This is a genomic window from Pseudomonas sp. S2_E01 (genome assembly GCF_054668365.1).
Map to the genome: position 1 here is coordinate 1,357,679 of NZ_CP162762.1, position 13,097 is coordinate 1,370,775.

7 protein-coding genes and 2 pseudogenes are annotated in these 13,097 nt (G+C 61.8%); 2 read left to right on the top strand and 7 right to left on the bottom strand.

Annotation, left to right across the window (positions count from 1 at the left end):
* Positions 1-15: 15 nt before the first annotated feature.
* The 5 genes and pseudogenes from AB4O36_RS06185 to AB4O36_RS06205 all read right to left on the bottom strand — a co-directional run bounded on the left by AB4O36_RS06185 (position 16) and on the right by AB4O36_RS06205 (position 7,409).
* Positions 16-654 (bottom strand): DUF2931 family protein, encoded by a 639-nt coding sequence (locus tag AB4O36_RS06185; RefSeq protein WP_460122514.1) that lies wholly within the window; start codon positions 652-654, stop codon positions 16-18.
* Positions 651-1,739 carry a T6SS phospholipase effector Tle1-like catalytic domain-containing protein gene (locus AB4O36_RS06190; protein WP_460126613.1) on the bottom strand — a complete coding sequence of 363 codons (1,089 nt, stop codon included), beginning with the start codon at positions 1,737-1,739 and terminating at the stop codon, positions 651-653. Before AB4O36_RS06190 ends, AB4O36_RS06185 begins: the two co-directional genes overlap by 4 nt.
* A 444-nt stretch (positions 1,740-2,183) precedes the next feature.
* Positions 2,184-4,640: pseudogene (locus tag AB4O36_RS06195) on the bottom strand (type VI secretion system Vgr family protein); the annotation flags it as partial.
* Between the two features lie 597 nt (positions 4,641-5,237).
* Positions 5,238-6,278 (bottom strand): AraC family transcriptional regulator, encoded by a 1,041-nt coding sequence (locus AB4O36_RS06200; RefSeq protein ID WP_460122516.1) that lies wholly within the window; start codon positions 6,276-6,278, stop codon positions 5,238-5,240.
* Between the two features lie 3 nt (positions 6,279-6,281).
* A complete protein-coding gene (locus AB4O36_RS06205) occupies positions 6,282-7,409 on the bottom strand; it encodes a carbon-nitrogen hydrolase family protein (RefSeq protein ID WP_460141257.1) in 1,128 nt (375 codons plus the stop codon).
* A 971-nt stretch (positions 7,410-8,380) separates the two neighbouring features.
* On the opposite strand from AB4O36_RS06205, the gene AB4O36_RS06210 reads away from it, so the two are divergent.
* Entirely contained in the window at positions 8,381-8,701 is a 321-nt protein-coding gene (locus AB4O36_RS06210) for a DUF6124 family protein (protein WP_460122520.1), read from the top strand.
* Between the two features lie 273 nt (positions 8,702-8,974).
* A complete protein-coding gene (locus tag AB4O36_RS06215; RefSeq protein ID WP_460126615.1) occupies positions 8,975-9,982 on the top strand; it encodes an Ldh family oxidoreductase in 1,008 nt (335 codons plus the stop codon).
* Between the two features lie 36 nt (positions 9,983-10,018).
* Here the strand turns inward: AB4O36_RS06215 and AB4O36_RS06220 are convergent.
* Together AB4O36_RS06220 and abaF are read right to left on the bottom strand one after the other, a co-directional pair.
* Positions 10,019-11,598, bottom strand: a pseudogene (locus tag AB4O36_RS06220) (aldehyde dehydrogenase (NADP(+))).
* A 69-nt stretch (positions 11,599-11,667) separates the two neighbouring features.
* Positions 11,668-13,056, bottom strand: coding sequence for a fosfomycin efflux MFS transporter AbaF (gene abaF, locus AB4O36_RS06225; RefSeq protein WP_460141258.1), 1,389 nt, complete (start codon positions 13,054-13,056; stop codon positions 11,668-11,670).
* Positions 13,057-13,097: the final 41 nt, after the last annotated feature.

Here is a 13,097-nt window from a genome sequence, read left to right on the forward strand (position 1 = left end):
AGCACCGATCACTCGTTACCAACTCCCATAAGGAATCCCGTGTTTTTCGACGTAAGCTTTGTTTTCGGGTTCGATGGTGACGTACTGACCTTCGCTACCACCTCGGTAAGGTCCCAGCGGCTCGATCTCGGCCTGAAAGCGACCGACTTCCCTAAAATCCAGGCAAGGCCCACCGAACCAGACCTTGACGATGCCGCCGGGGGCCATGCCGAGGGTGATGGTGTCGCGATAATCATGCTTCCATTTTCTTGAGCCTTGGCAAAATACCCGCTCCGGTCGGACCATCTCATCGCGCACCCTCTGCGGGATCTTGATGCCGATCTTGTAGGTCTGCGGTTCCACCAGTGATTGCCAGCGCAGGAAAAGCTCCACTGGCAAGTCGACATTGTTCATTGGCATACCCCCACCTCCACCCTTGTGCCAGCCTTCTGGCTGGCGGGTGTAGCTGGCCACGCCACCAGTCACGCGGTAGAACGCCAGCCGGCGCTGATCGAGTACATCCACGCCTTCGACCCACACTTCCATAAAACGTGGAGCAGCCAAAGCGACGTACCAACTGTCGTAAGGCAACTGGGGGCGAGGGGGCACTTTTGGCCCACTGGCACATGCACTCAAACTGACCAACAGTCCCATGAGCAAGACGAGACGCATCATTGTGGATACCCCTTCTGCGGCAGGTTGGGGTAAACGTTGCGCTGCCCGTTTTCTGTCGGTTTGCTTACGAGAAAAGGTCCACTGGGCACCCAATGCGCAGACTGGTGGATGTAGCGACGACGCAGCAAACTTTCCTGGTCGCGATGAAGGCTGACCTCAAGTTCACCCAGCACCTGATCCAGAATGCGCTCGGCGATCGGCTTCAACTCTTCAGGTAGTTTCAGGTCCGTTCGACCCTCTACGGTTTTGAACGGAACCCCATACCGCACCGCCAACTCACGCATCACCCGCAATGGAATCAACGAAAGCTCACCACGCACCGGCCGGTCCAGTTCGATGATCAGGAAATAGTCTTCGTTTTGCGGTTCCTGTGGCCCCCGAGGTGCCTGGGCGATCGGCCAGGCCTTGATGTTGAGTTGGCCGTCAACCGCGACACCGGTGCCCTCCAACTGAACCTTCTTGAAGCGCGCTTCTGCCCACGCAAGCTGTGCGTCCACTGGGCGATTGGCCGGTACGGTGAAACGCCGTGGTTTGGTCAGCCACACCCGCTCGCGAGCCTTGGGCAAGTAGCCGCCGCCAATGTCCGAGTGCACCCCGGGCAGAATGATTTGCTGGTGATCTTCCAGCACGCTGTTCAGCGCAAAGTTTTGGCGGCGCTCGTCCCGCGCCTGTAGCTGAATAACCTTGCGCGCACAGTTGGGCGGCAGGTACAGGTTCACACCGGGGTTGTTGTCGTTGTGCACACCCAAGTCACCATCGAGAAGCTCGGGGAGGTCGAAGATGGCGGCGACAGTGTCGAATAGGCCGATGAAGTTGATGCAGACATCCATGCCCGGATCGAAACTCTTCAACAAGCCGAAGTGACCTGGCTTTAGCAATTCCTTGAATACCCCAAACCCAGGCTTGAGCAGCTCGTTGGCGCAATGTCGAGCAGCGGCTGCGCCGCGGCTGAAGCCCAAGATGTCGAACTCGACACGTCGAATGCATGTCTCGGGATTAGCTTTGTGAAGGCGCTCCAACTGCCTTTCAATGAGAGTCGGCGCCTGCATGACCCGCGCCACTACCCCGGTCTCCCCAAGCCCCATGCCTTGCCCAATGTAGACCGAATCAGCTTTTTCACTGGTGGTGCCGATCCCATCCAAATAGACCTTCACATAACCAATCTCACTTCCCTCTAGCAAGGCATCACTGGCATGGTCCGGATACAAACCATGCAGATGCGCCACATTACTCGGCGCATTCCCATAACTGTTATCCGGGGCACTGCCAAACGCTTCACCGTCAAAATCGCCAAATCCGCTTTCAATGCACTGCTTGAGGATGCTCTCGATCTCCCGCTGGCTATGCCCGACATTCTCAAGACGGCAATCTGCGGTATGCGCTGAGTTACCCAGGTTATTCCCGGTCCCATCAAAGAACAGCCCGATCCGCAGCGTGATCCCCTCCTGCTCTTCCTCTTCTTCCTCTTCCTCCAGGTCATAACTCAACGACAGCGCTTGCGGCGTCTGTGTGTAGACGCGCTCGGTAAACCCCTGACTGTCGGTGGTGCCTTTCCAGGTCTGGCCGGAGGCGGCGGTGATCTTGTACCGCGTGTTAGCCCAGGGCTGGTCATCGGCGGTGAATATCCGGAACTGCTCGTCGAACTCCAGCGGCGGGTCGATCTTTGCCGGCAACCAGGATTGGCGCATCGGCTGGGTGGCCTTGGTTTGGGTGTATCCGTAATAGGCCGACTTGACCTTGTAGTCCCCCGCGGTGCCGGACTCGATCCCACACTTTTCCAGGGTCAGGTAACTGCCACCGGCATTCAGGATGATTTTCTTTTTGGCCGTAATGCGCACTTCATCTTCGGTACTGGTGATGTCCAAACCATGCCGGGCCAGCAGTTGCAACTTGTCGTTCTGCGCCTGAATGCTCACCGCGCCCTGGTTGGCGATCAGCTTGATGCCCAACTTGCGCACGAACAGACTCAAGCCCTGGCCCACGCCGATGAACAGGCGCTTGACCACGCTGACGTCCGCTTCGCCGCCGGCGTTGAGCATCAGGTTGTCCTGCGCGGCCAGTTGCAGGTGCTGGCCGCTGGTGAGGGCGATGCCCTGGGGAGCGCTGAGCAGCAGCACCGAGGATTTCAGTTGTTCCAGGTCCTGGCGCAGCAGGTGCAATTGCGCCGCCACATCCGCAGGTTCAGCGTGGGCGGCCTGGGCGTCGGTGGAGAGTTTTTGCAGTTGTTTACCGGCCTGTTGCAGGCGGTTCACCGCAGCGCTCATGTCGAGGACCGGGCCTTGGGCCTTGCCCTGCGCATCAGCACTGATAAACACCCCCTTACCCGCCCGAACACTGCCCCAATCATCCGTGCGCAGCTCAAACCCTTCGCCGCGCTTTTTCTGCTGCGCGTCCACCAGATGCCCCAGGTTCAGCTGGCTCTTGCCGCCATACTCGGTGCTTAGCTTGACGTGCTCCTGGCCCCGCGAGTCGTCCATACGCAGTTTGTTGTTGGCCGGGGTGCGCAGCACGTTGCGCTTGTAGTTGCGGGCGTTGAGGGTGACGTGGTCGGGGTGTTCGCTGTCGTGCAGGGCGTGGGCGATGTAGGGGCGGTCGGGGTCGCCCTGTTCGAAGGCGATGGCCACTTCGGTGCCACAGATCAGCGGCAGGTGCAGGCCGTGGGTGTCGCCGGCGTAGGGCCGGGCCAGCCGTAGCCAGGCGCTTTCGCGGCCGAGTGGCCAGGTGTCGCGGTCGAACAGGAAGTTGACCTTGTAGCGGCCTTCCTTGTCGATTTCGGCGTAGCGGTCGTGGGCCAGGCCGCTGGTGACGCGGGCGGGCACGGTGCCGGCGATCTGCGGTTTGGGTAACAACGGCGGGCGGAAACACAGCTCTTCGCTGTAGGGCATGGCCTGGAACTGGCAGATGAACGCGCCATCGCGGCTGGCGCGGATGCTGACGGCGATGACCGCGCAGCTCGGGTTGAAGGCTAGTGGGGCGCCGTCGCTGATGGCCAGCACCTGGCCTGGCGCCAGGGTCGGGCTGTTGCTGGTGCCACTCAGGTGCGTCTGGTCGTTGAGGTATCGCTCGTGGCGCAGGCGGGCGAAGAAGTAGCCGCTTTCACCGAGCTGTTTTTCGTGGCGCTCGTAAGGATCGCCCAGCGCCCGATAGGGTTCGGCGTAGTGGTAGGCCTCGCCGTAAGTGCCCGGCGCGCCACGGGTATGATCGACCTCGGCATCGAGCCGGGCCTTGGCGTCGCGGTGCTGATAGGTGCGCACGTTGACGTGTTGTTCCACCACCCGGTGGCGGTTTTGCAGGGCCCACACGCCGACCTCGTCGCTGCCCAAGCCCGCTGGCGGGCGGTGCGGCAACTGCACGTCGAACTGGTAACCGCACTGGTTATCGCAGAACTCCACCACATCGAAGCGCAGACGCTCGTTGCTGACAAAGCGGTACCAGATGCCGACCTCCGCCAGCAGGCGGTTGATGAATGCCAGGTCGCTCTCGCCGTATTGCATGACCTGCTCGCGCCGGGGGTATTCGCGTTTGAGGCGAAACAAGAACTCATGGCCACGCATGTCGTGTCGGCTGCGCAGGATGCTCTCGACGATTTCCGGAACCGACTGCTGCTGGTAGATGCGGTATTGCCGGCCGAGGCCGAGCAGTTGCAGGCGCGGTTGCAGGGTGATTTCGTAGCGCGCTTCGTCCTTGGAGGCGGACAGGCGCTGGAAACCGGTGATCACTCCTTGCAGGGTGCGCAGCGGTTCGATGGTCAGCGTTTCCCAGGGCATCACCGCCACCGGTATGGCGTGCAGGCTGAAGCCGGCGTCCTGGCCGAGCAGTTGCTGGGCGGCCAGGTCCTGCTCGGTGCTGGTGAATTCGATGTGGTAGCAAAAGGGTTGGCTCAGGCGTTCTTCGCCGTGGAAGGCCAGCACGTCGAGGGTGGGTTCAAGGTCGCGCACCCAGAGTTTGTGGCGGCTGTGGTCGAAGAAAATCGGCAGTGAACTCATGGTCAAGCCTCCCTGGCCTGGATGGAGTGGCGGGGAGGTTTTTATCCACCCGCGTTGGATGCGGGTCAGTGTTCTAGAAGCTGAAAATTGTGGAAATAGGACGGTTCTGATGGGCGCGTAGGATGCGTCCAAATGTTATGGCGCGGGATCTGTAGGATGTTTCCAAGCTGCTGTGAGTCCCGGAAAACAAGCTTTTTGTAGGCGCAGCCGGTCGATGCTCGAATGCTTGCGATGGACGCTCAGACACCGCGGGGTGTCAGTTGCCCAACGTCATCGTTGACGACCATCGTCGGAACGCCGCCCGGAGCAAACTCGCTCCTACAGGGGAGCGTGCGCAAAGAGGCAATAAAATCCCCTGATAAATTCCTGACCCGCTGCTACGTTTTATTCAGTAGCGACGAGCTGTCGTGGGTGCGTCATTTTTCTTTCACGTTGGCACTTTAGGCTCAAGTGGCAGGTCAGTTATCCAGACCACTTAAGAAGAGGAAGCACCATGGACGAATATCAGGAAGAGTTGCTCGAGTTCCAGGCCTTTGAACTCGACCCCGTTGAGCCTGCGGAAGACGCTACCGAGCTGTAAGCCTGAGGCTCGCAGCTTCAAACTGTCCCTCTGCGGCTGCGGCGAAATTCGCCGGGTGTCTGACCGCTCCAGCGTTTGAATGCGCGTTGAAAGGCCTCGGCTGAGGCAAAGCCCAGCAGGTAGGCAATTTCACCGAACGCCAGTTCGGTATCGCGTATGTAAGTCATGGCCAGGTCGCGACGGGTGTCGTTGAGGATTGCGCGAAATTGCGTACCTTCCTCGGCCAAGCGGCGGCGCAAGGTCCAGGTCGGCAGTTTCAGGCGTGCCGCCACTTCTTCCAGGTCGGGTTCCCGGCCACCATTGAGCAACGGTCCCAGCAACGCAATGATGCGTTCACGCAGGCTGCGGGTGCGTGTCAGTTGTTCCAGTTCACGCTCGCACAGTTGCAGCAGGTGCCGCCACGTGCTCGGGCAATGCACCGGGTTGCGCAGGGCGAGGCTGGCCAGGCTCAGGCGAAGTTGGTTGTGCTCGGCTGCGAACTGAATCGGGCAGTCGCCCATTTCCCCATAGGCTTCACGATAGGCCGGTGCCTCGAACTCGATGTCGATGCGCTCGGCACGCAGTGAGGTTGCGCTGACGCTGGACAATTGCTGCAGCCAGCCAGCGATGATCGAATCCACCACGAAGCGGTTGTAGGCGTTGTACGGGCTGATGGAGTAAAACCGCAGCCAGGCGCCCTGGGCGTCTTCATGAAAGCTCGACTGGCCACGATAGTTGGAGCCGTACAGGGCTTCGAAGCGCGTCAGGCAGCGCGCCGCTTCCCGCACTGTCGGCGCCTGCGCGGCGGTAACCCCGGCCAGGCCGACCTGGTTCAGGCGGCTGAGCTGGCCCATGCGCAAACCCAGCGCGGGGTTGTCTGTCAGTTGAATCGCGCTGTGTCCCAGGCGCATATAGCGTGGGATCGACAAGCGACCGCAGGCCTCACCCAGTCGGGCCGAGTCGAGGCCGTATTGTTCGAGCAAGGGCTGCGGGTCAATGCCATGGCTGCGTACCGCATCGGCCAGGCTGTGAACAAAGCCCACCGACAGATCGCCCAGGCGCATCGGCGAGGGTTTCATCGGTTACAACCACAGGTTCAGCAAGCGGGCGCCACGCACCGGATCGCTGACGAAATGCTGCCCGTCACGGGTGAGGAAACTTTGTCCGGCGCTGCCCTGATCCCAGAACTGGCCACGCAGGAAAACGCTGATGCCGGCGATGGCTTGGCTGGCGGGTGGTTGCGCTGTCAGCGTCAGGTGTTGCCAGGCTTGGCCTTCACTGATTTCACCGACCTTGAGGCTGACGACCGTGGGCGTCTGTCCCTTGTAGCCTTGCCAAGGCTGGTCCCACGTATTGCGACCGTTGACGAATGCCGGGACGGCCACCAGTTGCGCGCCCTGATCGTCGAGCAGGCGATAGTTGTCCGGATACCAGCTATCACGGCCGATCAGCACGCCGAGGCGTCCGGCCGGGGTGTCGACGACGGTGAGCGACTCACCGCCGTTGGCCTGTAATACATCCTGCCGGTTGAAGACCGGGTGCATCTGGCGCTGCGGCTGGCCAATCGGCAGGCCGTCGCGACCGAACACGACGCTGCTGTTGTACAGCGCACCGTGGCCGACCTTCAGGATGCCGTCGATGATGCTCGGTTCGGGCAGCACGATGGAGCCGGCGACCAGCGTCACCCGAAACTCTTTCGCCAGGCCACCGAACAGCGTCTGGTAGTCCCTGGCCATCTCTTTGGCTTTCATGCGCAGGTGCGCATCGTCCAGGCGATTGTCGCCGGTGGCGCTTATCAGGGCGCGCAGGAAGTGCACGGGGTTGCTTACCGCCAGCCAGTTCATGGCTTCCCTGATGGTATTGGCTTGGTACAGCTCGTCCTTTTCACCGCTGATCATCAGCCAGGTGCCGATGTGCTCGGGCAGTACGACGATGGTCTTTTCGTTGACCAGGCCCTGGTTCTGGGCATTTTGAAGATAGGCGGCCAGCTTGCGGCGCAGGCGGTCGGGGCTTTGATAGTCGGTGGGGAACAGCTCGGGCTGGATGCCCAACAGGTTGCCGCGATCGGCTGGCGTGCCCTGGTCGACGGCGAGGTTGATCCGCAGGTCCGACAGGTAATGCCCCGCCGGTCGATCGGCGGCCCACATGGCGTAGGTGGTCAGGGCGGCGATCAACGCCGTGGAGAAGGTCAGGTACAGAAGTTTGCGCATGGAAAAACAGTCGACAGCCTTGTGCAGGTTTGGGGTCTGGAACCCGTGTGAGTTCGAGGCTACGGCAAAACAACGGGCAGGGGGAAATGAAGGCGGTGTTTTTTTGGTTTTTTTGTTGTCTTTCTGTAGGAGCGAGCTTGCTCGCGATGGCGGCCTTACGGCGTACATATCCATTCCTGCGGTAACGGCCGCCTATGGTTTCGCCCTTACGGCGACTCACTTTTTTTACAAGCGCCAAAAAAAAGTAAGCAAAAAAACGCTGGCCCCAGCGTACGGCCTCTCGCTGAGGCTCGTGGTTCCTTCGCTCCGGCATCCCTCCGGGGACATCGCCTCCGGTTTGCTTCGCTGCACCTCCTCTCGATGTGTGCGGCTGCGCCGCACGGCGCTACGCGCCCACTCCCCGGATGAATGCCTCCACTCAGCCTGCCGAAGGGGCGGGTGGATCAAAAGCCTGCGAGGCGAGCTAACGCTCGACCTCGTGGTTTGGTTTGGTTTGGCTGGCGCTGTCCCTGTAGGAGCGAGCATGTCGAGGCGTCGAACCGTCGCGATGGTCGTCAACGATAACGCTGGCAGCCTGACACCCCGCGGTGTTCCGACCACCATCGCGAGCAAGCTCGCTCCTACAGGGGGCGGTTCTGTCAGAACGTTCCGAATTTGCCTTGTCTTGCGCCTTTGCCTACAACTCCGCCAGAATCCGCCGGCTTGTGTGGCTTGGCTCCGGTCCCTAATGTCTGCGTATCGCTGCCAATTCAGCGATCGGGTTTAGCGATCCGACTCCACATAGGCATCACACCGCTCCTAACACTCACAGACTTTTGTGTCTGCGATGGCGTGTTATGGCGGCTGTGCGTGGGAGACCTTCGGGTCTACCCGGGATTCCTATGTCCCGGATCGCTAACCCGCGCATAGCTGCCACCCTTACTTGTTTAGCGATAGGTCATGGTGGCGAAGAAAATTCATAGGAGACTTCCATGCCAAAACCAACCCCAAATCCCCCCGAATCATCCCCGCACACAGATCCTGTAGACGACCTCGGTTTCGACCCAGCGCTGCTGAAATCCGCATCCCCCCACACCCCCAGCACCCTGTTCCAGATTGCCCCGGACATCGACACCGAAACCCTGCTGGCCAGTGCTTGCGAATCCCTGGCCTCGGCGAGCATCCTGGCCGGTGATCTCGCGGTATTCGTGGACGGGCCGCAGCGCAGCATGTTGTTGGGCATCCAACAGATCATCATGCTGGCGGACCTGGCGGTGAATCGGGCGCTGGATAACCTCGTCCCTGCAGGCTAAACATATCCCCCTGTAGGAGCGAGCTTGCTCGCGATGGTCGTCAACGATAACGCTGGCAGCCTGACACCCCGCGGTGTTCCGACCACCATCGCGAGCATGCTCGCTCCTACAGGGTCATCCGCGGCCTTTGTGGGAGCGGGCTTGCTCGCGAATGCGGTGGTTCAATCGCCATGGATGTCGGATGTGCCGAATTCGTCATTCCCCCTGGCTAAACCGATCAAGCCTTTGCGGTGCATCTGCGCCAGGCTGGTCGGTCTGTTCAAGGAGTGGATTATGATCCGACTGACCCTGGCCGAGGCTCGCGAGCTGGCCGAATCGATCTTGTTGCATAACGGTTTCAACCTGGCCCACGCCCAGGCTGTGACCGCCACGGTGATTGCCGGTGAGCGTGATGGCTGCGCTTCCCATGGCTTGTACCGGGTGTTGGGTTGTGTGAATTCGCTCAGGGCCGGAAAGGTGTCGGCCGATGCCGAGCCGCAGGTGATCGATCAGGCGCCTTCGATTGTGCGGGTCGATGCCGCCGGTGGTTTTTCGCAACTGGCGTTTCAGGCAGGGCTTGCATCGTTGATGGAGAAGACCCGGGCCAACGGCATTGCCGCTCTGGCGATCAACCATTGTGTGCACTTCTCGGCGTTGTGGGTCGAGATCGAGCAACTGACCGCCGCCGGCCTCGTGGCGCTGGCCTGTAATCCCAGCCATGCCTGGGTCGCGCCAGCGGGTGGGCATCAACCGGTGTTTGGCACCAACCCCATTGCATTCGGCTGGCCGCGTCCGGGCAAGGATCCCTTTGTGTTCGACTTCGCCACCAGTGCGATTGCTCGCGGTGACATCGAGTTGCATCGCCGCGCGGGCAAGGCCATTCCTGAAGGCTGGGGTGTGGATGGGCACGGCCAGCCGAGCACCGATGCCAACGTGGTGCTCGATGCCGGCGCGATGCTGACTTTCGGTGGGCATAAGGGCTCGGCGCTGGCGGCGATGGTCGAGCTGATCGCAGGTCCCCTGATTGGTGACCTCACCAGCGCCGAGTCCCTGGTCTATGACGCGGGCAGCAAGTCGTCGCCTTACCATGGTGAACTGATCATCGCCTTCGATCCGCAACGTTTCCTCGGCGGCACCAGCGAGCAGCACCTGGCGCGTGCCGAGGTGCTGTTCGAGAGCATTCAGGGGCAGGGCGCCCGCTTGCCGTCGCAGCGACGCTATGAAGCGCGGGCGCGCAGCCTGGAGGAGGGCGTGCAGATTCCAGAGGGGTTGTACAGCGATCTGAAGGCACTGCTGGGATAACGGCAAAGCGCCACCGAACCATCGGTGGCGCTTTTTTTACAGCGCGTCGCGCGTGCTTGCACCGTCCACCAGTCGTGCGATGCCCAGCGGGTTGGCGTTTTTCAGTGGCTCGGGCAGCAGCGCGTCGGGGCAGTTCTGGTAGCAAACCGGGCGCAGGAAACGTTCGATGGCCAGGCTGCCCACTGACGTGCCACGGGCATCGGAAGTGGCCGGGTAGGGCCCGCCATGCACCATGGCGTCGCAGACTTCGACGCCGGTGGGGTAGCCATTGAACAGCACCCGACCGACCTTTTGCTCCAGCAGCGGCAGCAACGCGGCGTGCTGTTGCAGGTCGCCGGCCTCGGCAATCAAGGTGGCCGTGAGTTGCCCGTTAAGGCTGCGTAATGCCTGATGCAACTGGGCATCGTCAGCGACCTCCACCAGCACCGTCGTCGAGCCGAACACTTCTTCCTGCAACAACGGGTTGCCTTCGAGCAACAGGCTGACGTCTGCCTTGAACAGTTGTGGTTGTGCCTGCTTGCCTTGTTGTTCACGTCCGGCCAGATGTTCGATGCCCGGTTGTGCGAGCAAGGCCTGTACGCCCTTGGCGTAGCTGTTCAGCGTCCCGTGGTTGAGCATGGTTTGCGCGGGCTGCCCAGCCATCAGCCGGGTCAGCGAGGCGGTAAATGCACTGAAGGCCGGGGAACGGATACCGATCACCAGGCCCGGGTTGGTACAGAACTGACCACAGCCTTGCACCACCGAGGCGGCCAGTTCGTTGGCAATTTTCTCGCCCCTTGCCTGCAACGCGTCGGGCAGGATCACCACCGGATTGATGCTGCTCATCTCCGCGAACACCGGGATGGGTTGCGCTCGTGCGGCGGCCATGTCGCACAATGCGCGCCCCCCTTGAGCGACCCGGTGAAACCCACCGCCTGGATCGCCGGATGCTTGACCAGTGCTTCACCAACGCCGGCGCCGTAGATCATGTTGAACACGCCCTTGGGCATGCCGGTCTGCTCGGCGGCGCGGAGGATGGCGTCCGCCACCCGCTCGGCGGTCGCCATGTGCCCGCTGTGGGCCTTGAACACCACCGGGCAACCGGCAGCCAGTGCGGCAGCGGTATCGCCGCCGGCGGTGGAGAAGGCCAGTGGGAAGTTGCTGGCGCCGAACACCGCCACCGGGCCGACGCCGATCCGATATTGGCGCAGGTCCACACGTGGCAGCGGCTGGCGCTCGGGCAGTGCGCGGTCGATACGCGCCGCGTAAAAATCACCACGGCGCAGTACCTGAGCGAACAGGCGCATCTGGTTGCTGGTGCGCAGGCGCTCGCCCTGGATGCGGGCGGTGGGCAGTGCGGTCTCGCGGGTCACCAGCGTGACGAAGTCGTCGTCCAACGCTTCGAGTTGCGTGGCGATGGCTTCGAGGAATTCGGCACGGCGGCTGGCCGAAAGGCCACGAAAGGTCGGGTAAGCGGTTGCGGCGGCTTGGGCTGCAGCATCGACTTCTGCCGCAGTCGCCTGAGTGAAGGTAAAGGGCAGCGCTTCACCCGTGACGGCATCGTGGCTGTGCACGGTGATGGTGCCGGTAGCGCTGCGCGCGCCACCGATGTAGTTGTGGCCGATGATCTCGGACATGAAAACTCCTGTTGGAAATGTGGCGTGTCCTGCCGGAGACGCGAAGGCGCCTCCGGCAGGGGCGTCACGTCAGGCCAGCGAGTCGCTGCGGCGGGTGCCCGCCGCTTCGACCTTCACGGTGGCGGCGACACGGGCGGCGGCCTCGCTGTCGACCAGGTGCAGCGACTTGCCACGGGTTTCCCGGGTCAGGCCAACGGCAACGATGGAGATCAGCGCTGCGGCCACCAGATAGAGCGCGATGGGTGTCGAACTCTGGTACTTGTTGAGCAGGGTGATGGCGATCAGCGGGGCCAGTGAGCCGGCGAAGATCGGCGCCACCTGGTAACACAGCGACAACGCGGTGTAGCGCACGTGGGTCGGGAACATCTCCGCCATCAAGGCCGAGTAGGGCGCATAGGTCATCGATTCGATGGCCAGGCCGAGGGTGATGGCGGCCATGATCAGCCAGTTGTTGCCGGTGTCCATCATCGGGAAACCGACGAAACCCCAGAACGCCGTGAGCACCGCGCCGGTCAGGTACACCGGTTTGCGCCCGACCAGATCGGACAGGTAACCCATCAGCGGAATCAGGAAGAAGTGCAGCAGGTGCGCGCCGAACATCAGGAGCAGGATTTGCGTGGTGTCCTTGTGCACCACCAGTTTCAGGTAGGTGATCGAGAACGTCACGACGGTGTAGTAAAGAATGTTCTCGGCGAATCGCGCGCCGATGCCGACCAACACCGAGCGCCAGTGATGGTGCAGCACTTCCACCACCCCCAGTTGCTGTTGTTTGGTCTGTGTCTGTTTGGCCTGGGCCTCCTTGAAAATCGGTGCGTCATCGACGCTGGTGCGAATCCAGTAGCCGATCAGCACGACCACGGCCGACAGCCAGAACGCCACACGCCAGCCCCAGGCAAGGAATTGTTCCTCCGAGAGACTCGACGACAACGCCAGCAAGGCAACGGTCGCCAGCAGGTTGCCCGCCGGCACACCCGCCTGCGGCCAACTGGCCCAGAAGCCCCGGCGATTGTCCGGACAGTGTTCGGACACCAGCAGGATTGCGCCGCCCCATTCGCCGCCGAAGGCGAAACCCTGGATCAGGCGCAGCAGCACCAGCAGCACGGGTGCGGCGTAGCCGATTTCGTTGAAGCCGGGCAGGCAACCCATCAGGAAGGTGGTGATACCGACGACCACCAGGCTCAGTTGCAGCAGGCGCTTGCGCCCGAATTTGTCACCATAGTGACCGAACACAAGGCCGCCCAATGGGCGGGCGAGAAAGCCGACGGCATAGAGGGCGAAGGCGGCGATGATGCCGTCGATGGCGTTGCCGGTCTGGCGGAAGAACAACTGGCCGAAGACCAGCGCCGAGGCAGTGCCATACAGAAAGAATTCATACCATTCGGCGACGGTGCCGGCCATGGCGGCGGCCACGACGCGCTTGAGGCCGGCCGGTGTGGTTGCGTGTTGAGTGTTGGACATGCTCGCGTTTCCTGTAGTGGCGCAAAAAAACAGGCAACCGG

Excerpts from the sequence above, each read along its gene's own strand:
- AB4O36_RS06200 (WP_460122516.1), bottom strand. The coding sequence starts at position 6,278 with ATGAAACCCTCGCCGATGCGCCTGGGCGATCTGTCGGTGGGCTTTGTT.
- AB4O36_RS06205 (WP_460141257.1), bottom strand. The coding sequence starts at position 7,409 with ATGCGCAAACTTCTGTACCTGACCTTCTCCACGGCGTTGATCGCCGCC.
- AB4O36_RS06185 (WP_460122514.1), bottom strand. The coding sequence starts at position 654 with ATGATGCGTCTCGTCTTGCTCATGGGACTGTTGGTCAGTTTGAGTGCA.
- AB4O36_RS06215 (WP_460126615.1), top strand. The coding sequence starts at position 8,975 with ATGATCCGACTGACCCTGGCCGAGGCTCGCGAGCTGGCCGAATCGATC.
- abaF (WP_460141258.1), bottom strand. The coding sequence starts at position 13,056 with ATGTCCAACACTCAACACGCAACCACACCGGCCGGCCTCAAGCGCGTC.
- AB4O36_RS06210 (WP_460122520.1), top strand. The coding sequence starts at position 8,381 with ATGCCAAAACCAACCCCAAATCCCCCCGAATCATCCCCGCACACAGAT.
- AB4O36_RS06190 (WP_460126613.1), bottom strand. The coding sequence starts at position 1,739 with ATGGGGCTTGGGGAGACCGGGGTAGTGGCGCGGGTCATGCAGGCGCCG.